Source organism: Pantoea sp. C1E2 (assembly GCF_056491465.1).
Genome location: NZ_JBSZHT010000002.1, coordinates 1190093 through 1209107 on the forward strand (window position 1 = coordinate 1190093; position 19015 = coordinate 1209107).

Sequence of the window (19015 nt, forward strand, 5' to 3'; positions counted from 1 at the left end):
TTCTTTGTGCTGTATACTTATCCAGTATTCGGAGGGCGTATGCGCAAAATCATTCATGTCGATATGGACTGCTTTTTCGCGGCAGTTGAAATGCGCGACGATCCTTCATTAACGGATATCCCTATTGCCATTGGCGGCAGCCGGGTGCAGCGTGGTGTGATCAGCACGGCCAACTATCCGGCGCGTAAATATGGCGTGCGCAGTGCAATGCCGACAGCAATGGCGCTCAAGCTCTGTCCGCATCTGAAATTACTGCCCGGACGCTTCGATGCCTACAAAGAGGCGTCACGTCAGATCCGCGATATCTTCTCGCGCTATACCCCGCTAATAGAACCTCTTTCACTGGATGAAGCGTATCTGGATGTGACTGACAGTGAACATTGTCAGGGCTCGGCGACGCTGATGGCTCAGGCGATACGTGCCGATATCCTACGCGAAACCGGATTAACCGCCTCTGCTGGCATTGCGCCGATCAAATTCCTCGCCAAGATCGCCTCCGATCTGAATAAGCCCAACGGGCAATATGTGATCACACCCCAGGTGATGCCGGACTTTTTACTGACGCTGCCGTTAAGTAAGATTCCCGGCGTAGGGAAGGTTGCAACGAAAAAGCTGGAAGAGATGGGGCTGCGCACCTGTGCCGATGTGCAGCGTGCCGATTTGGCGCTACTGCTGAAACGCTTTGGTAAATTCGGTCGCATCCTGTGGGAGCGCAGTAACGGCATCGATGAGCGAGATGTGGTGGTGGAGCGCGAACGCAAATCGCTGGGTGTTGAACGCACGCTGATGGAAGACATTCACAGCTGGGAGCAGTGTCTGGCGATCATCGATTTCCTGTATGCCGAGCTGGATCGTCGATTAACCGATATTCGACCGGACAAGCAGATCGCGCGTCAGGGCGTAAAACTCAAATTTAATGATTTCCAGCAGACCACGCAGGAACATGTCTGGCCGGTGCTGAACAAGGACGACATGATCGCGGTGGCGCAGCAGGCGTGGGATGAGCGGCGTGCAGGGCGCGGTGTGCGACTGGTGGGCTTGCATGTGACGCTGGTGGATCCCCAACTGGAGCGGCAGCTGGTGTTGGGTTGGTAAACGCGGCGGGTTAAACAGCGTGATGCTGGTCAGCGGCGAGTGGTCTGTCTTTCAGATGCAAAGATCCGCGCAGGCCATTTCTGATACGCATAAAAAAGCTGCCATAGTAAAAACGGCAGCTCTTCTTGAGTCTGGCTTAGCTAACCAGCATGACGGTTTGATGCGCCACCAGGGTGCAACACTCAGTAGCTAAATTACTTCTTAGCGTACTTCGCTTCCAGCGTGGCAAACCACGGTGCCACAAAATCGTTGTTCACACCCCAGCCCGGAATAATCTTGTTCAGCGTTGCCACGTTAATGGCCCCTTGCTGGCTATTCAGTAACTGCTGCGAAATGGAAGACGCTTTGAACTCGTAGCTTGCCGGTGTGGCTTCACCCGCGATTTTATTCGCCACGAGGCGCATATTCACCGCACCGATGGTTTTTGGATCGACCGCGACTGTCTGCACCCATGGACTGTTTTTCTCATGCATCAACTGCAAATCCTGGTTGGACACGTCAATGCTGTAAATCTTGATCTCAGTACGACCATTCTCCTGCAGCGCTTTGTAGGCACCCTGACTGAATGCGTCCCATGATGCCCAAATCGCATCCACTTTGCCTTTTGGATATTTCGCCAGAATCGCACCCACCTTGTTGGCGGTGTCGCCCTGTACATCAGTAGAAACCGCGCCAATGGATTCCAGCTGGTGGATGCCTGGGTTCTCTTTCAGCAGCTTCTCATACACCACCTGACGGCGCTCCTGTGGCGGGAATCCTGCCACCCACAGTTTGATGATATTGGCTTTACCATGGAAATCACTGATCAGCTGACCCAGTGACGCCTGCGCCAGCGAAGCATCATCTTGCGCGGTCACGGTCACGCCATTGATCGGGGTATTGACCGGGGTATCAAACACAGACAGTTTGATACCTGCATCCACAATGTGTTGCACCAGGGCGGTGGAGTAGGGTTCTTTGCCGTGAGAGAGAATAATGCCGTCGTACTTCTGGCTGATCGCCTGGTTAACGAAGTCCTGGAAACGCGCATCATCACCGTTACTCAGAAAGGTACTGACTTTAAAGCCTAACTGGCGACCTTGCTGAATGGCACCGGCAATAAACTGGGTGGTGTTATCGTCTGAACCCAGGTTACGAATAATGGCGATGCGCACCGGACCTTCATGATTCGCAATCGCTGCAGGTACCGGGGTAACGGTATCGGCATAGGCAGCGCTGGCGTTCAGCAGGCTTAACGCCAGCAGCGAAAGGGTAATTTTTTTCATTATGTTCTCTTTCTCAGTAAACGCGCCTTAACGGCGCTGAATGTAGGTAATCGCCAGGGCCAGAGCCAGCACCAGGCCTTTGATAATGTCCATGGCGTAATAAGGCACGGACAACATCACCAGCCCGTTCTGCAACACACCCAGAATCACCGCGCCCACCAGCGTACCGAGCGCGTTAGGTTTGCCGGAACCGGCCAGCGAGAAGCCGATCCATGCCGCGGCAACGGCATCCATCAAATAACCGCTGCCGGCATTGACTTGCGAGGAGCCAATACGCGATGCCAGCAGAATGCCGCCTAATCCCGCCAGCAGTGACGCCAGCACATAGGCCAGTACGCGATAGCGTGTGGTGCGAATACCGGAGAGACGAGCGGCTTCTGGATTGCCACCCAGCGCGTACATACGACGGCCATGCTTGGTCAATGACAGCGCCAGCTGTGCCACAATCGTCACCACCAGCATGATGATCACAATGGTCGGAACCTGACCCAGCAGGCCAAACGCCGCCGGAATGGTCCCTTCTGCCATATCGCCGCTCGGCATCACCATATTCTCGGTAATCGAACCGCCGAAACTGTAAGTCATCGCCACGCCCTGAATCACAAACAAGGTTGCCAGCGTAGCCAACATGTCGGGAATGCGCAGAATCACAATCAGGAAGCTGTTGAGAAGCCCTACCAGGGTGCACAGAAGCAGCGTGATGATGATCGCTTCGGTGGTGCCGAAGCCGTGCCAGACGAAGAGTGAGATCACCAGCGCGTTGGCCAGCGAAGCGGTAGATCCCACCGACAAATCGAAGCCGCCGATGGTCAGTGAAATCGACACGCCAATCGCAATCACCGTGACGATGGCAATAGAACGCAGGATGTTGATGATGTTCGTCGGTTCAAGGAAGCTATCCGACGCCAGGCCAAACCCGGCGATCAGGATTACCACAGTCAGCAACATGCCCCATTTATAGAGGAAATCGAATAATTTATGACGCAGAGAAACCTGCGGGTTCAGGGATAGTTCTTTGCTGCTCACGCAGGGGTTCCTCCGGTGGAATAAAGCAATAGCATCTCTTCTGTGGCCTCACGACCTTCCATTTCTGCCACAATGCGCCCATCCCAGAGCACACAAATTCGGTCACATAAGCCGACCAGTTCGGAAAACTCGCCAGAGGCGTAAATGATGCCTTTGCCTTCACGCGCCAGACCGTCAATCAGGCTGAACAGATCGGTTTTCGCTTTAATATCGACGCCTTTGGTTGGCTCATCAAAAATCAGCACGTCAGCGTTATTGCGCAGCCATTTTCCTATCGCCACTTTTTGCTGATTCCCACCAGACAGACGACGCAGAATCTGCGCCGGGCCGGTGGTACGCACGTTGAGACGCTGAATCACCTCTTCGGCCCAGCGCCACGCCTGACGATGGCCGAACAGGCTCCAGCGCGAAAAACTGTTATCGGCGCTGACGCTGAGGTTCATGCTCACCGGTTCATCGATGAAAATGCCTTCCTTACGACGCTCTTCTGGCACCAGCGCCATGCGGTTTTCCACCGAATCGTGCGGAGAGCGCGGTCGCCAGGGTTTGCCGTGCAGCTCGCCTTTTTCCACGCGACTTTTATTCGCGCCAAACAACGCTTTACAAAGTTCGGTTTTCCCCGCGCCCGCTAACCCGGCAATACCCAGGATTTCACCTTTGCGCAGGTGCAGAGAAATATCCGCCAGCAGTTGGTCATCGTGCAGACCTTCCACTGACAGCAGCAGCGGTTGTTCACTGCGCTCACGGCGGGGTGGATAAACATCGTTCAGCTGATGCCCCAGCATCTTCTCAACGATCTGCTCGCCGCTCAGGGCCGCCATTGGGCAGCTCTCAATCAAACGGCCATCGCGCAGCACAGTCAGGCGATCGCAGATGGCTTTCAGCTCGTGAATGCGGTGGGAGATAAACACCACGCCAATGCCGTTGCTCTGCAAGCGACGCACCACGGTAAACAGACGCTCGCTTTCATGCTGATCCAGCGGCGCGGTCGGTTCATCCAGAATGAGAAAACGGCAGTGATGGGAGAGGGCGCGGGCCAGCAGGATTTGTTGTTTCTCTGCCAGCGAGCAGCGCTCCACCAGACGATTAACATCAATGTTCACTTCCAGCTGATTGAGCAGGGCACGCGCCTGACGGCGGATCTCGCGCCAGCTATAAACATGGCCAGGTTCTGCCAGTTGATCGAGCAGGATGTTTTCCGCCACGCTTAACTGCGGCACTAGTGCTACATCCACTTCCTGCTGCACCAGATGAATACCAAGTTTTTTGGCATCACGTGGGGTACGAATCGAGACTGGCTGGTCATCCAGCAGAATTTCACCGTTGTAATGATGGTGTGCGCCGGATAGCACCGCCATCAGCGTGGATTTTCCCGCGCCATTGGCCCCGGTTAACGCATGAACCGATCCGCCCTCGGTCAGAAAATCGACCTGGGTCAGTGCGGCAAAACCGCCAAAAGCGATGGAGATATTACGCATCTCCAGGCGGTTAATCGCACTCATGGGGCAGGCCTTTCATTAAGAGAGTGGGTGGCATTTTTTCTGAACCCATAACGCTGGGCAACAAACGAAAGCGCATAAGCTAGCACGAAATCTTATTAGCCATCCAGACATCTGGGCGTAACGGCGGCTAAACCTGGATAAACGGTAAGGGCTAGTGAAATGGTGGTATAGCAGAGGTGTTTTGTAGCGGAATGTTCTGCCTGTGATCTGCCGTCCGTAGCGCACGCTCAACAAATATCTGCACCTAATTTGTAAGCAATCACCTTAACTTTTCAGATCACAGGCGTAAAAAAACCAGGCCGAAGCCTGGTTCCTTAAATCAAAGCGCGAACTTACGCCTTTTCTGGCACCACGCTCAACAGTGCGGTCAGCAGTTTCCAGTACAGGCCAACGCTCTCGATGTGCACCTGCTCATCCGGTGAATGCGGACCGGTGATGGTTGGCCCAATCGACACCATATCCATGTTCGGATATGGCTTTTTGAACAGACCACACTCCAGACCCGCGTGAATCACCTGAATGTTTGGCGTTTTGCCAAACAGCGCTTCATAGGTCTTACGCGTCAGCGCCATCACTGGCGAATCGGCATCGGGCTGCCAGCCTGGGTAGCCACCTTTCGGTGCGGTTTTTGCGCCAGCCAGCTGGCCCAGTGAGGTCAGGGTTTCCACCACCCAATCTTTGCCGGTATCGATCAGTGAGCGAATCAGGCAGATGATTTCAGCATTATCCTGATCCATGGTCACCACACCGACGTTCAGTGAGGTTTCCACCACGCCTTTCGCGACATCAGAATTGCGGATCACACCGTTCGGGGTGCTGTTCAGCAAATTGATAAAGCGGTCGCGGCTGTCAGTGGTCAGCGCCTGACCCTGATGTGCCAGTGGCTCGGTAGTTAATGCAATGTTCTTCTCTTTAATGCCCAGCTCGTTCAGCAGGGTTGCCTGGAAATGGGCCGCAGCCGATTTCAGGGCATCCACTTTATGGCTGTCGACGGCCAGCGTGGCAAAGGCTTCACGTGGGATCGCGTTACGCAGCGTACCGCCGGTGAACTCAATCAGACGCACATCCAGTTCCTGCGCGTAGACCGCGAAGAAGCGCGCCAGCAGTTTGTTGGCGTTGCCCAGACCATGATGAATGTCGGCACCGGAGTGACCGCCTTTCAGGCCCTTCAGCGTCAGCTTCAGGGTTTCAAAGCCCGCAGGAATCGCTTCACGGCTTAATGGCAGGGTAGTGATGAAATCAATACCGCCTGCGCAACCCATGTAGATCTCACCTTCCTCTTCCGAGTCAGTGTTGATCAGAATATCGGCCTGCAGCCAGTTTGGTTGGAGACCAAAAGCCCCGTCCATGCCGGACTCTTCCGTCATGGTCAGCAGCACTTCCAACGGGCCGTGAATCAGCGAGTTATCCGCCAGCGCGGCCAGCGCAGAAGCCATACCAATGCCGTTATCTGCGCCCAGCGTGGTGCCGCGCGCTTTGACCCATTCACCATCAACGTAAGGTTGAATCGGGTCTTTAGTGAAGTCGTGTACCGTGTCGTTATTCTTCTGCGGCACCATGTCGAGGTGCGCCTGCAGCGCGACCGGGGTACGATTTTCCATGCCCGCAGTGGCCGGTTTGCGAATCAGGATATTGCCGACCTGATCGCGCTCAACCCACAAGCCTTGCTCTTTTGCCCAGCTGACCACGTGCTCAGCCAGCGCTTCTTCATGATAAGAAGGGTGTGGAATGGAGCAGATTTTAGCGAAAATATCCCACAGCGGTTGGGGGGAAAGTTGCGACAATTCAGACACAATGCATCTCCTGTGTCAGCGCGGCGGACATACCGCTCGCACGCCGGGTTCCAGTGAAAGATCGCCGTCAGCACATCTGACGTGATGTGGCTGAGAATATCACTGTTTTTCACCGGGTGCGTACTCAGGCGCGCTAAAATCCTGCATCCAGTGCGACAGATGCTGGTTTTTAACGCGTCAGATCCTTATAATCTCGCGCAACCTTTTCCCCCTTGTCTATTTTTTAAACCAACTATTGTTGGTCGGGATTTCTTTTATGAGCGAAAAATACGTCGTCACCTGGGACATGTTGCAGATCCATGCCCGTAAACTGGCCCAGCGCCTGCTTCCTGTGGAACAGTGGAAAGGTATCATTGCGGTAAGCCGCGGTGGTCTGGTTCCGGCATCGCTGCTGGCGCGTGAACTGGGTATTCGCTATGTCGATACCGTGTGCATCTCAAGCTACGACCACGATCATCAGCGCGAAATGAAAGTGCTGAAGCGTGCGGAAGGCGACGGTGAAGGTTTCATCGTGATTGATGACCTGGTGGATACCGGTGGCACCGCGCAAGCGATTCGCGATATGTATCCAAAAGCGCGTTTCTGCACCATCTTTGCGAAGCCGGCTGGCCGTGCACTGGTGGACGACTACATTGTCGATATTCCGCAGAACACCTGGATCGAACAGCCGTGGGACATGGGCGTGGTTTACATCCCGCCCATCGTCAAAAGCTGATTGATGCAACGCAAACAACGCCCGGTTATGCCGGGCGTTGTGCATTCTACGCCTCGCACCCAGCATGCGGGTGCAGTACACTCTTAGGCATCTATGCGACTATCGCGGGAGAACGTCTAAGATGTCGGATAAAAACCTCAGCGAAGAGCTTTTTAAGCCCCGCTTTAAACACCCGGAAACCTCCTCTCTGGTGCATCGTCAGCACCATCATCCGGTTCAGGTGCACAACACCCTCGAAGGGGATACCCAACCTTGCTGGTATCGCATGCTCAACAAGCTGCTGTGGACGTGGCGCGGCCTGACACCGCAGGAGATCAGCGAAGTGCTGGCACGCATTGCCATCAGTGAGTATGAGCACACCGATGACACCCAACTTGATACGGTGATTGGCTATCGTGGCGGCAACTGGAACTATGAGTGGTCGAAGCAGGCCGCCTTGTGGCAACAGCGCGCGATGGAAAATGAAGATCACGAGGAAGCCGGGCATCAGTGGATGCGGGCATCCAATCTCTACAGTATTGCCGCCTATCCTTATATCAAAGGCGATGATCTGGCCGATCAGGCACAGGTGCTGGCAAACCGGGCATATGAAGAGGCGACACAGCGTCTGCCGGGTGAGCTGAAAGCGCTGACCTTCCAAATCAGCGGCGGCAGCCCGGTCACCGGTTTCCTGCATATGCCTGCGCAAGCCCAAGCTCCATACCCGACCGTGCTGCTTTGCGGAGGCCTGGATTCGCTGCAGAGCGATCATTATCGCCTGTTCCACGATTATCTGGCACCGCGTGGCATCGCCATGTTGACGCTGGATATGCCCTCCGTGGGCTTCAGCAGCAAATGGAAGCTGAACCAGGACACCAGTCAGCTTCACCAGCAGGTGCTGCGTGAACTGAGCAATGTGCCGTGGGTTGATCACACGCGCGTTGCGCTGTTTGGTTATCGCTTTGGCGCCAATGTCGCCACCCGATTGGCCTATCTGGAAGTCCCGCGTCTGCGTGCGGTCGCGACACTGGGCGCGATGGTGCACAACGTGTTTGTGGATGAGCAACGCCAGCAGCAACTGCCGGACATGTACATGGACATGCTAGCCAGTCGTCTGGGGATGCCTTCCGCGTCTGACAGCAACCTGCGCATTGAGCTCAATCGTTATTCATTGAAGGTGCAGGGCTTGCTGGGGCGCCGCACGCCCACGCCGATGCTGGCGGCTTACTGGCCGGGTGATTTGTTCAGCCCGGAAGAAGAGGCGCAGCTGATAGCCAACTCCTCCGCCCAGGGCAAAGTATTGGCTATTCCGACCACGCCGGTGTTCTCAAGCTTTGAGAAGGCGTTAAATCAAATTTGCGACTGGCTGGCAAAACAATTGGGTGTATGACTGGCAAAAATCCAACGCTCTGCTACTACTTATATCCGGGATATTTTGCGTTGCGCGCGTGAATCGCGTGACGAGAAACAATTTACGGTTTATTTGAGGGAGAATTAGCATGACGTTACCGAGTGGTCATCCCCGTAGTCGCCTGCTTAAACGCTTCACCGAATTGGGGCCGTACATCCGTGAAGGAAAATGCGAAGAGCAGCGTTTCTTCTTCGATTGCCTGGCGGCGTGTGTCAACGTTAAACCTGCACCTGAACTGCGCGAGTTTTGGGGCTGGTGGATGACGCTGGAAGCGCACGAAGACCATTTCACCTATGAATACCACTTTGGTTTGTTTGATAAAGAGGGTGACTGGGGTGTGGCAACCATTAAAGGCAAAGAGAATAACGAGAGAGTGGAGAGTACGCTGCGTAACTTCCATGAGCGTCTGAAAGCGGTCTTGAAGGATCTTAAGTTGGATCTCAAACCTGCATCGGGCTTTAAAGAAGAGCCAGTGAAGCTCAGCGCTTAAGTACGCAATAGAGTCGCACGGCTGTAATGCCTGCCAGATTGATAAAAGAAGAAAGAGCCGGTGATGAGCCGGCTCTTTTTTTATAGACACATTGAGGGTAAAGCTAACAACTTAGAACTGGTAAGTCAGACCAACAGCAACGATGTCGTCATTGTTCAGTGACAGACGGTTGTCGTCGTTCAGCTGGTTGATTTTGTAATCAACGAAGGTAGACATGTTTTTGTTGAAGTAGTAAGTCGCGCCAACGTCGATGTATTTAACCAGGTCAGCATCGCCGATCCCTTCGATATCTTTGCCTTTGGTCTGAACATAACCAATGGACGGACGCAGACCGAAGTCGAACTGGTACTGTGCAACCAATTCAATGTTCTGTGCTTTGTTTGCTGCACCTGACACGCTTAGACCGGTCACTGAGTTGGTGCCGCTGATTGGGGTCATGTTGCGGGTTTCGGTGTAGATTGCGGCCAGGTAAACGCTGTTAGCGTCATACTTGATGCCTGCGCCCCATGAATCTGCCTTATCACCTGAACCGTAAGCGCGAGCTTGCTGCTGGTTGGTACGGTCAGAAGAGGTGATGGCTGACATCAGGCTGATACCGGTGCTGCCGATGGTGTAGCCCAGTGACGCACCGTAACCGTCGCCGTTCTGGCGAGAGGTGTCAGTGGCGCTACCACGTGCGTTAGCGCTGGTAGAGTCGTTTTTACCCTGGTATTGCAGCGCAAAACGCAGGCCATCAACCAGACCGAAGAAGTTGCTGTTACGATAAGTCGCAACACCAGTCGCACGAGCAGTCATGAAGTTATCAGTACGCGCAGTACCGTCACCACCAAACTCAGGGAATACGTCAGTCCATGCCTCAACGTCGTACAGCACGCCGTAGTTACGACCGTAGTCGAATGAACCGTACTGACCAAATTTCAGACCGGCAAAGCCCAGACGGGTTTTGTTGCCTGAGTTAGCGTCAGAACCTTCAGAGTTGTTGACGTTGTACTGGTATTCCCACTGGCCGTAGCCGGTCATCAGATCGTTGATCTGCGTCTGACCTTTGAAGCCGATACGAACATAAGATTTGTCACCGTCGTTTGAAGCGGCATCACTAAAGTAATGCTCAGCTTTAACGCGGCCGTAGAAGTCCAGTTTGTTACCGTCTTTATTATAAACTTCTGCGGCGTGTGCGGTGGAAGCCAGTGCCAGCGCTGATACGACTAATGCCAGTGTGCTCTTCTTCATTTGCTATCAATCCCAATGAGTAAAATTTGTTGTACCCTTGAAAGGGTTTGTAAAACAGGGGACTTTTTACCGATTGGTGATGAAAGTTTTATGACAGTTTTTCTGATTTCTTGTTAATCGCGAACTTTTGGTCTACCGCATTGTCAGGGGATTTTTGTGCTTTTCCCCTTGCTGCTGTTGGCTTCCTCGCTGACTCCTGATAAAACGTCCCTTCGCAGAATTTTTTTCTTATATGGCAGGAAAAACATGAGTGGCAGTCAGACCCTAGTGGTCAAATTGGGTACCAGCGTCCTCACCGGCGGTTCACGTCGGCTGAATCGTGCGCACATGGTGGAGTTGGTTCGTCAGTGTGCGCAACTGCATGCGGCGGGTCATCGTATCGTTATCGTCACTTCAGGCGCGATTGCCGCCGGACGCGAACACCTGGGTTACCCCGAACTGCCACCTACCATCGCCTCAAAGCAGCTGCTGGCTGCGGTGGGGCAGAGCCGTTTGATTCAACTGTGGGAACAGCTGTTCTCCATCTACGGGATTCATATCGGCCAGATGCTGCTGACGCGTGCGGATATGGAAGATCGTGAGCGCTTCCTCTACGCGCGAGACATGCTGCGTGCACTGCTCGACAACCATATCGTGCCGGTGATTAACGAGAACGATGCGGTGGCGACCGCTGAGATTAAAGTGGGTGACAACGATAACCTGTCTGCGCTGGCGGCGATGCTCGGTGGCGCGGATAAACTGCTGCTGCTGACCGATCAACAAGGCCTGTTCACGGCCGATCCACGCACCAACCCGGAAGCTGAGCTGATCAGCGATGTGCACCAGATTGATGATGCGTTGCGCACGCTGGCCGGTGGCAGTGTCTCTGGCCTCGGCACGGGTGGCATGGCGACCAAACTGCAAGCGGCAGACGTCGCCTGTCGCGCCGGTATTGATGTGATCATCGCGGCAGGCAGCCGCCCGGATGTGATCAGCGACGTGCTGTATGGCAAGCCGGTCGGCACACGATTCCACGCACAGCAATCCCCGCTGGAGAATCGCAAGCGCTGGATCTTTGGTGCACCACCGGCTGGCGAAATTGTGATTGATGACGGTGCGCTGGCTGCGGTATTAGAGCGCGGCAGTTCACTATTGCCGAAAGGCGTGCGTGAAGTGCAGGGCAACTTCTCTCGTGGGGAAGTGATCCGCATTCGTAATCTGCAGGGGCGTGATATCGCCCACGGCGTGACGCGTTACAACAGCGATGCCATGCGCATGATTGCCGGTCATCACAGCCAGGAAATCAGCGATATCCTCGGTTACGAATATGGCCCGGTTGCGGTGCATCGTGACGACATGATCGTCAGTTAAGGAGCAGATAATGTTAGAAGAAATGGGAAAAGCGGCGCGTGCAGCGTCGTACAAGCTAGCAGAACTCTCTACCGAACAAAAAAACCAGGTGCTGCTGACTATCGCCGATCGCCTTGAGGCGGAGAGCGCCGACATTCTGGCGGCTAACGAGCAGGATCTGGCCGATGCTCGCCAGAATGGCATGAGCGCGGCATTGTTGGATCGTCTGACGCTCAATCCACAGCGCCTGAAAGGCATTGCTGACGATGTGCGTCAGGTGTGCCGTCTTGCCGATCCGGTCGGACAACTGATTGATGGCGGCGTGCTGGACAGCGGTTTACGCATTGAACGTCGCCGCGTGCCGCTGGGCGTGATTGGCGTGATTTATGAAGCGCGTCCTAACGTCACCGTAGATGTGGCTTCCCTGTGTCTGAAAACCGGCAATGCGGCGATTCTGCGCGGTGGCAAAGAGACCTATCGCACCAACGCGGCAACCGTTCGCGTGATTCAAAACGCGCTGAGCGAACATGGTCTGCCAAAAGGTGCGGTGCAGGCGATTGAAAACCCGGATCGCGAGTTGGTTAACCAGCTGCTGAAACTTGATCGCTACGTCGATATGTTGATTCCGCGCGGCGGAGCAGGGTTGCACAAGCTGTGTCGTGAAAACTCGACGATTCCGGTGATCACCGGCGGTATCGGTGTGTGTCATCTCTATCTTGATGAAACCATGGACATCGAACCCGCTCTGGAGGTGATTGTTAATGCGAAAAAACAGCGTCCGAGCGCCTGCAATTCGCTGGAAACCTTGCTAATTCATCGCGAACAGGCTGAGCGTTTTATTCCTGCATTTTTGCAGCGTATGGCGCAGGAAAACATCCCGCTGCACGGCGATGAAAATGTGCTGTCGATGCTGCAAAACGGCCCGGCCAGCGTGGTGGCGGTGAAAACTGAACAGTATGACGATGAGTGGTTATCCAACGATCTTAACGTCAAGCTGGTGGCGGATCTCGACGATGCGGTTGCCCACATTCGCGAGCACGGCACGCAGCACTCGGATGGCATCCTGACGCGTAGCATTGGCAACGCCAACCACTTTGTGAATCAGGTCGATTCTTCCGCCGTGTATGTGAATGCCAGTACGCGCTTCACCGATGGTGGGCAGTTCGGCCTGGGCGCCGAAGTGGCCGTCAGCACGCAGAAGCTGCATGCGCGTGGTCCAATGGGGCTGGAAGCACTCACCACCTACAAGTGGATTGGCTGGGGCGACGATACACTGCGCAGCTAATTTTCACTTCCGCAACACAATGGGCGCCGTAAGGGTGCCCATTTTTTTTGCTTTCGATCCAATTATTTCCAGAGCTTTTAGATTTATTTCTGTCATCTATGGCGCCGCCGAGCCTTTTCACCCATTTTTTGCTTTAGGTGCTGGTATCAGCGTCACAGAACAATCCTGAAAACCCCTGTCAGAACAAGCTGTCGGGCATTCATTGCTGGTTTCCACCCAGTCGAAGAGGATAATGATCATCCAGCTTCATTGATAAAAGCTGTTGGGTAGTAAACTGACGGTAATATAAAATGAACTGGTAGCAAAAATGAAAATAACATTCAGTCTTTAACTGATGGCAGATTATTAACTGATGGTTAAAAAAGAGAGTATTAGACAAGCTTTTACTGCCAGGCTGATTGCCGCGTGTGACAGCGCGGGAATTGTCGGACATGGACGAAACAAACAGGTTGCACAGGCACTGCAGGCAAGGGGATGCAGGATCTCAACACCGGGGGTCTGGAAATGGTTTAACGCTCAATCCATTCCAGATGATAGTAATTTGCTGGCGCTCAGCCAGTTACTGGATGTCCGCGTGGAGTGGTTGCAGTTCGGTATGGAGCAGCCCGATGCCACAATCAGCCAGCACTCGCTCATTGACCCACAGCTTCTCTTCCGTGTCGAAAGTCTGGATATTGGGCAGCGGAGTGCCCAGGGCATCGCTGCGCGTGATGAACTGGTCGAAACCATTCAAGCGATTGAGTATGGGCTGGACGAGGCGCGCGTGCTGTTTAACGGCCGCCCGGCAGAGAACATCCGCTTGATCGCGCTCAACAATGATTCGATGGCCGGTACCTTCGCGCCACGTGATCAACTGTTCGTGGATATCAGCGTGCATCGTTTTGAGGGGGACGGTATTTATCTGTTTACGCTGGACGATCAGCTTTATCTTAAACGTCTGCAACTGCAACACAGAAAGGTGGCAGTCATCTCTGATAACAAGCGCTATGAGACCTGGTACTTAACGCTGGACGAGGCGGCGTCACTGCAGGTTGTGGCGCGAGTGATCATGAGCCAGGCCCGTGATTACCAGATTTTGGGTTGACCACAAAACGCGCTCAGCGGGTAAAAAAATATTCTGGCTGAAATCATAAATTTAACTGACGGTAAATAAAAAATTAACTGTTGGTGTTTGCCAATGCATTAGATCCTGTTAATAATTTGAGCATGGAAGGACGACATCACTGCTCTCGGATGAGCCCGCTCTTAAACAATTGAGGCGCTGCACAAGCGCGATACCCACCACCCAAAGTCAGTGGATTTTGGGATGGGGTGGATGCGCATTTTGCAGCGTCGTCAGTTCTCCCCTGACTTCACTCTCCTCTGCTTATCCCTGGCCGCGAATGCAGCCGGGCGGGCTGATGTCGAGTGCATGCAGTGGAATAACGGACGTGTCGGCTTCAGCCGATACGCCGCGCCTGCCACCCCATCGCCAAAGACTCATTCACAGGAGGAGTTATGGCGATTATCCAGTATGGCAAGTCAGTTTTCACCGGTAACGCGCGTACCCGCCGTCACCGACGCCGCCAGTCACTTAGCCGCCTGAAGCGCAGTATCGACAGCGCCTTAGGCCTTGAACCCGATATTCCAACCCTACGTACCGCAGAACGTATTTGCCAGCGCCAGACGCAGTCACGAGTCGACTGTGCAGTTATGGCACCTACCCGATCCCAGGCCGAACGCGCAAGCTTTGATAACTGCTGCTTGCCCCATGTCCATTTGTACGCCGTGCGTTAAACCCTACGTGGTATTCCCAGCTTTAAGCGGAACGTTTCGTTATTGCTCACTGTTTAGCCTCGCTTGAGCGTAGCGCGGGTCACGCGTTGCCTCTTTATGGGGGATAGATCAGTGAGATTTATGTTTTGAACATTTGCGCAGTCATTTACTGACCGTTGCGCCCGTCAAAGAGGAATCGCTATGAGCCAGATTATTGCCATTTTGAATTTTGAAGAGGGCTACCGAGAGGCGCCCTACCTTGATACGCAGGGCTTTCCTACCGTTGCTGGCGGTATCCGCATCGGGCCGAAAGGGGCCTCACTCAGCAACTATATCTTTCAGGTCCCGCGCCGTGTGGGCGATGTGTGGAAGCAGTGCATTGTGGAAAACAAGGTGCTGGAGATGAACCAGCGTGCTTTGGTGCAGCAGGCGCTGAGTAAGTGCAGTGAAGCGCGCTGTGATGTGTTGATCAGCATGGCGTATCAATTGGGCGTCGACGGATTGGCGATGTTTCGCAGCATGTTGAGTGCCATCACCCAGGGCGACTTCAATGGCGCGGCCAATGCCATGCTCGACAGCTTGTGGGCACGGCAGACGCCAGGGCGTGCACGACGTCATGCCGAGGTGATGCGCAGCGGCAGCTACGACATTTATCGGGGGCTGTTATGAACATGAGATGGATGATGTTTGTCATCGCGGTGCTGGCGGCAGTGATTGTGCTGCTGTTGCTCCAACGTTTCACCACGCTGGAGTTCGTTAAGCATGCGCGACTGCTGTTCAAAACCTGGTCAGTGTGGCTGGCCTCATTGGGATCGATGCTCAGTGCCTGGGCGCAATCCTTTCCTTCATCAGCACTGGATGCCTGGAATGCACTGCCTCAGGACATCAAAGACATTCTTCCTCACAACTACCTCGGATTGATTGGCGCCTTCATGGTAGCGATGGGCGTTCTGGCGCAGTTTGTCCGGCAGAAAACCTTGATTGAACAGCGCAAAACGCTGGAGGAGAAACCATGACGCTTATCACTTCACTGCTTGGCAGCAGCTGGCACTGGCTGGCTGCGCTGGCGGGCATTGTTGCGGCCCTGGTTGCCAGCTACTTCGGTGGCAGAAAGATTGGCAAGGTGCAGCAACAAGCCAAATCAGAGGTGGAATCCGCAAACAAAGCGGCAGTGCAGGCTGTCGCGGTAAACCAGCAGCAGCAACAGCTGCGCGAGGAGGCTAAACGTGTGGAAGCCAGCAATCTTAACCTTGATGACGCTGCTGCTCGCGACAAGCTGCAGCACTCGAAATACAACCAACCCTGAATCCCCCGTCGTTATCGACTCTGCTTGTACGCTTTTTTCCCCGATTTACACCCACGGCAATGACGCCGAACGGATGGATGTTCGCACTGTGCGCGCCATCAACAACCACAACGATCTCTGGGATCAGCACTGCGGCCCATCGGCGCAGTAACGCTGTTCCCACACTTGTATTGCAAACCTGAAAAGGCCGAGGAGGCTATGATGATCGAAGTTAACTCTTATGCTGAACTGCGTACTACCGTTCCCAGCAAAAACGGCGATTTGGCGTTTTTACGCCGCTACAACGCGGACTCTACCTTCCACGGTGGCGGTGACTTCACCGGTTTTATCGGCACCACCACCGCCACGGATGACGGCGGGACGCTGGCGGTGGGTAACGGCTTTTACTGGAAACGTGTGATTAACGATCCGTCCGACATCAACGTTTACCACTTTGGTGCGAAAGGGGATGGCTACGCCAACGACACCGACTCCTTTACGCGCATGCTGGCATGGACGCAAACCTACAGCGGTAATATCAAAGATTTGCCGGTGCGTTTTCCGGGAGGGAAATTTTTAATCAATCCGATCGACATCAGCGCCACAGACAATGCCTTCTTTGGCTTGCAGGGCGATGATGTTGAGCTGGGTTCTCTGCCGCGCACCACCATCATCTCGGATAAAAGTGCCAACCCGGTATTTAAGGTGAAGGCACGCCGCACCTCGATCCGAGGCATTGCCTGGAATGGTCAGGCTTCGGCCGATATCACCACCAACAAAGGCACGATCACTGCGGCCATGTGCAGCAACGTGCAGCCGTTCTTCGAAAATACCTGTATCGAAGGCACCACGGTAAATATCTACTGTTTCCGCGCACAGAATAACGGCGGTACGGTGATCAAAGTGCTGGATACGCTGGACACCAAATTTGACCAGATTTACACCCTGTACACTTATGCCCGCGTATTTGACGTAGGCTGGTCAAATTCACCGAATGGCGCGTGGGATCACTCCACCGCGATTGAAATCTGCAACTGTAACTTCCAGACCGGCTATGGCGATGCCACTTTGTATATGCCGCGCTGTACCCAGGGGATTTTGCGCAATGTGTGGATCGAGCACACGCGTAATCCGGGTGATTTGTCGGATGGTGGCTGGACCATTGATACGCTCAATATTGAGGATTGCGGTAACCCTTTCAACCTCAATAATGCACGCGTAGTGATGCGCCAGATTAACCTGCAATCCGGCGCGAAAGTGTCGAACGATTTGGTAGCCGGCAGATGGCTTTCTACCTTTGAGTATGGCTATCGCCGCGATGAGAGTTTCGGCAGTTTCCTCACCGGATCGCTGCGCGCGGGCTACTATAGCGGGTACAAAATCACCAATAACACCGCTACTGACAACTGGTATCGTCTGGGGCAGCTGTTCTTCCCTAATGCGAACCAGCAGTGGGTGATGGAGTTTATTGGGAAGGCTGATGCCACCCAGCCCACCGGCACGGCCGGTACCCCGGTTAACGTGGCCAGTAGCGGTAAAACCTGGATCAATCTGCAACGACTGGAAACCGTCTGGGCGGATGCCTTTCATATGGGGCAGCCCGCGATCCTGGATATGCGTTACAACCGCGTCGGCACCACTTATGCCGTGGTGTGGGTGAAGCTAAAAGCCAACAGCGGTGACACCATGCTGAACCTGAAAAACACTGGCCCAACGCGATTCGATAGCGGCTCCTGCTCGCTGTTCCAGTCCGATCTGTCAGTAGTGACGGATACCACCACGTTGGGCACGCTGAAACCGGCCGCCCGCTTCGGCATGCACAACGGGCTGGCAGGAATTGGGGCTAATGAGAAGGGCGTGCTGACGGTCGCTACCGCCGCCGGCACGCCAACTAACGCGACTACGCCGACCGGCTTTGTATTAGTTAATATCAACGGCGTTGACCGTAAACTGCCTTACTACGACTGAGATCCAACCCATCTGGCGAGGCTGCGGCCTCGCCTTTTTTGTTTGTAGTAAGCATGCGACTCGTTTTATGGATTATTTTCAGGCTGGATGTTGATTGAAACGTTGGTTTTGAAGGCTGATCATGCTCGGTCTCACTGCCAAAATTCACTGTATGCATTATCGGCATCTCACCCCATTCTTTAAAAAACATTTGAGGTAAGTGATCCCTTTTGGCTGCGCTTCGCTTAAATTTATAGTGTTTTGTGCTATTTGTTTGGCTTAATTTTGATAAAGAAATTGCCAGGAGAGTCTGGGAAGGGTTTTTACGTAGATTTGAGTTACTGACTACTAAATATAGTAGGTCCGATCTTATCTCAAGATTCATTACTGTTTAATTCGATCGGATAATTAGCAGGTTAACTTATAGAACAAGGTGTTAGCGATTTGTGGCCTTGTAAACCCATTTCAATCTTATTATTCCTAACAGTATGTGGTTGCCGCCCTAATCAATTTTCTGAAAACCAATTCATCCGCGCTAATCTTTCCCATTCAACGTTATCCAACTTTTAGCTAAGTAAATTCCGTATTGGCCTGTAGGCCATTGACCTTATAACGCTGTCTGGTGAGAATGCGGTTAAAAGTTTGAATCAGATCGCAAAATTAGGGCCCTGAGCCCATTGCAACCCAGCTGCGAGAGCTGTGTTGAATTAACGCCACTTGCCATTATCGAACGGCGAAAGACGCACCGTGATAATAAAATGGCAGGGCATACAGCAAACATCGTTAATGTCGTGACGTTCGTTGAGAAGGCCGTCTAAAGATGCACCTTTTCAATCCCGCCCGGCATTCCTTGTGGTGCGAGATAAATCAGTAAGCTGCACCGGTTTTAATCATATTGAATGGCTTAT

The 19015-nt window shown here is 53.7% G+C and carries 17 protein-coding genes; 12 read left to right on the forward strand and 5 right to left on the reverse strand.

Going from position 1 to position 19015, the window contains the following annotated elements; all coding sequences use genetic code 11:
* Positions 1-39: 39 nt before the first annotated feature.
* Positions 40-1095, forward strand: coding sequence for a DNA polymerase IV (gene dinB / locus ACXI0A_RS05660; protein ID WP_224934218.1), 1056 nt, complete (start codon positions 40-42; stop codon positions 1093-1095).
* 194 nt (positions 1096-1289) lie between these two features.
* Here the strand turns inward: dinB and ACXI0A_RS05665 are convergent, their stop codons facing one another.
* From ACXI0A_RS05665 to pepD, 4 genes are all read right to left on the reverse strand, one after another.
* Positions 1290-2360: a substrate-binding domain-containing protein gene (locus ACXI0A_RS05665; RefSeq protein WP_476149953.1), complete on the reverse strand. Its 1071-nt coding sequence runs from the start codon at positions 2358-2360 to the stop codon at positions 1290-1292.
* Positions 2361-2387: 27 nt separating this feature from the next.
* Positions 2388-3386 (reverse strand): ABC transporter permease, encoded by a 999-nt coding sequence (locus ACXI0A_RS05670; protein ID WP_166933644.1) that lies wholly within the window; start codon positions 3384-3386, stop codon positions 2388-2390.
* Positions 3383-4888, reverse strand: a complete 1506-nt coding sequence (locus ACXI0A_RS05675) for an ATP-binding cassette domain-containing protein (RefSeq protein ID WP_476149952.1) — start codon at positions 4886-4888, stop codon at positions 3383-3385. The genes ACXI0A_RS05670 and ACXI0A_RS05675 overlap by 4 nt, the downstream gene beginning before the upstream one ends.
* Before the next feature lie 332 nt (positions 4889-5220).
* On the reverse strand, positions 5221-6681 hold the full coding sequence (gene pepD, locus ACXI0A_RS05680; protein WP_224934215.1) for a beta-Ala-His dipeptidase: 1461 nt from the start codon (positions 6679-6681) through the stop codon (positions 5221-5223).
* A gap of 256 nt (positions 6682-6937) precedes the next feature.
* Here pepD and gpt point away from each other — a divergent pair, with 256 nt between their 5' ends.
* From gpt to crl, 3 genes are all read left to right on the forward strand, one after another.
* Complete coding sequence (gene gpt, locus ACXI0A_RS05685; protein WP_007887137.1) at positions 6938-7396, forward strand: xanthine phosphoribosyltransferase; 459 nt, start codon at positions 6938-6940, stop codon at positions 7394-7396.
* 121 nt (positions 7397-7517) lie between these two features.
* Positions 7518-8765: an esterase FrsA gene (gene frsA, locus ACXI0A_RS05690; protein ID WP_224934214.1), complete on the forward strand. Its 1248-nt coding sequence runs from the start codon at positions 7518-7520 to the stop codon at positions 8763-8765.
* A gap of 109 nt (positions 8766-8874) precedes the next feature.
* Entirely contained in the window at positions 8875-9276 is a 402-nt protein-coding gene (crl, locus tag ACXI0A_RS05695) for a sigma factor-binding protein Crl (protein ID WP_224934213.1), read from the forward strand.
* A 111-nt stretch (positions 9277-9387) separates the two neighbouring features.
* On the opposite strand, the gene ompC is transcribed toward crl, so the two are convergent.
* Positions 9388-10506, reverse strand: coding sequence for a porin OmpC (gene ompC / locus ACXI0A_RS05700; RefSeq protein WP_224934212.1), 1119 nt, complete (start codon positions 10504-10506; stop codon positions 9388-9390).
* Positions 10507-10752: 246 nt separating this feature from the next.
* On the opposite strand from ompC, the gene proB reads away from it, so the two are divergent.
* The 8 genes from proB (at position 10753) to ACXI0A_RS05740 (ending at position 18128) form a co-directional block, all read left to right on the forward strand.
* Entirely contained in the window at positions 10753-11856 is a 1104-nt protein-coding gene (proB, locus tag ACXI0A_RS05705) for a glutamate 5-kinase (RefSeq protein WP_034825331.1), read from the forward strand.
* 10 nt (positions 11857-11866) lie between these two features.
* Complete coding sequence (gene proA, locus ACXI0A_RS05710; RefSeq protein WP_476149949.1) at positions 11867-13120, forward strand: glutamate-5-semialdehyde dehydrogenase; 1254 nt, start codon at positions 11867-11869, stop codon at positions 13118-13120.
* Positions 13121-13472: 352 nt separating this feature from the next.
* The gene (locus tag ACXI0A_RS05715) at positions 13473-14204 is read left to right on the forward strand and encodes a S24 family peptidase (protein ID WP_224934210.1); all 732 of its coding nucleotides are present in this window, start codon (positions 13473-13475) and stop codon (positions 14202-14204) included.
* A 413-nt stretch (positions 14205-14617) separates the two neighbouring features.
* Entirely contained in the window at positions 14618-14896 is a 279-nt protein-coding gene (locus ACXI0A_RS05720) for a transcriptional antitermination N peptide (RefSeq protein ID WP_476149948.1), read from the forward strand.
* Positions 14897-15076: 180 nt separating this feature from the next.
* The gene (locus ACXI0A_RS05725) at positions 15077-15544 is read left to right on the forward strand and encodes a glycoside hydrolase family protein (protein WP_224934208.1); all 468 of its coding nucleotides are present in this window, start codon (positions 15077-15079) and stop codon (positions 15542-15544) included.
* Between the two features lie 2 nt (positions 15545-15546).
* A complete protein-coding gene (locus ACXI0A_RS05730; RefSeq protein WP_224934255.1) occupies positions 15547-15891 on the forward strand; it encodes a DUF7940 domain-containing protein in 345 nt (114 codons plus the stop codon).
* Positions 15888-16181 (forward strand): hypothetical protein, encoded by a 294-nt coding sequence (locus ACXI0A_RS05735; protein WP_476149947.1) that lies wholly within the window; start codon positions 15888-15890, stop codon positions 16179-16181. Before ACXI0A_RS05730 ends, ACXI0A_RS05735 begins: the two co-directional genes overlap by 4 nt.
* A gap of 201 nt (positions 16182-16382) precedes the next feature.
* On the forward strand, positions 16383-18128 hold the full coding sequence (locus ACXI0A_RS05740; RefSeq protein WP_476151144.1) for an amylovoran biosynthesis protein AmsF: 1746 nt from the start codon (positions 16383-16385) through the stop codon (positions 18126-18128).
* The last annotated feature ends 887 nt before the right edge of the window (positions 18129-19015 follow it).

Coding starts and splice junctions, on each gene's coding strand:
- dinB (WP_224934218.1), top strand. CDS start 40: ATGCGCAAAATCATTCATGTCGATATGGACTGCTTTTTCGCGGCAGTT.
- ACXI0A_RS05665 (WP_476149953.1), bottom strand. CDS start 2,360: ATGAAAAAAATTACCCTTTCGCTGCTGGCGTTAAGCCTGCTGAACGCC.
- ACXI0A_RS05675 (WP_476149952.1), bottom strand. CDS start 4,888: ATGAGTGCGATTAACCGCCTGGAGATGCGTAATATCTCCATCGCTTTT.
- gpt (WP_007887137.1), top strand. CDS start 6,938: ATGAGCGAAAAATACGTCGTCACCTGGGACATGTTGCAGATCCATGCC.
- frsA (WP_224934214.1), top strand. CDS start 7,518: ATGTCGGATAAAAACCTCAGCGAAGAGCTTTTTAAGCCCCGCTTTAAA.
- crl (WP_224934213.1), top strand. CDS start 8,875: ATGACGTTACCGAGTGGTCATCCCCGTAGTCGCCTGCTTAAACGCTTC.
- ompC (WP_224934212.1), bottom strand. CDS start 10,506: ATGAAGAAGAGCACACTGGCATTAGTCGTATCAGCGCTGGCACTGGCT.
- proB (WP_034825331.1), top strand. CDS start 10,753: ATGAGTGGCAGTCAGACCCTAGTGGTCAAATTGGGTACCAGCGTCCTC.
- proA (WP_476149949.1), top strand. CDS start 11,867: ATGTTAGAAGAAATGGGAAAAGCGGCGCGTGCAGCGTCGTACAAGCTA.
- ACXI0A_RS05715 (WP_224934210.1), top strand. CDS start 13,473: ATGGTTAAAAAAGAGAGTATTAGACAAGCTTTTACTGCCAGGCTGATT.
- ACXI0A_RS05720 (WP_476149948.1), top strand. CDS start 14,618: ATGGCGATTATCCAGTATGGCAAGTCAGTTTTCACCGGTAACGCGCGT.
- ACXI0A_RS05725 (WP_224934208.1), top strand. CDS start 15,077: ATGAGCCAGATTATTGCCATTTTGAATTTTGAAGAGGGCTACCGAGAG.
- ACXI0A_RS05730 (WP_224934255.1), top strand. CDS start 15,547: ATGAGATGGATGATGTTTGTCATCGCGGTGCTGGCGGCAGTGATTGTG.
- ACXI0A_RS05735 (WP_476149947.1), top strand. CDS start 15,888: ATGACGCTTATCACTTCACTGCTTGGCAGCAGCTGGCACTGGCTGGCT.
- ACXI0A_RS05740 (WP_476151144.1), top strand. CDS start 16,383: ATGATCGAAGTTAACTCTTATGCTGAACTGCGTACTACCGTTCCCAGC.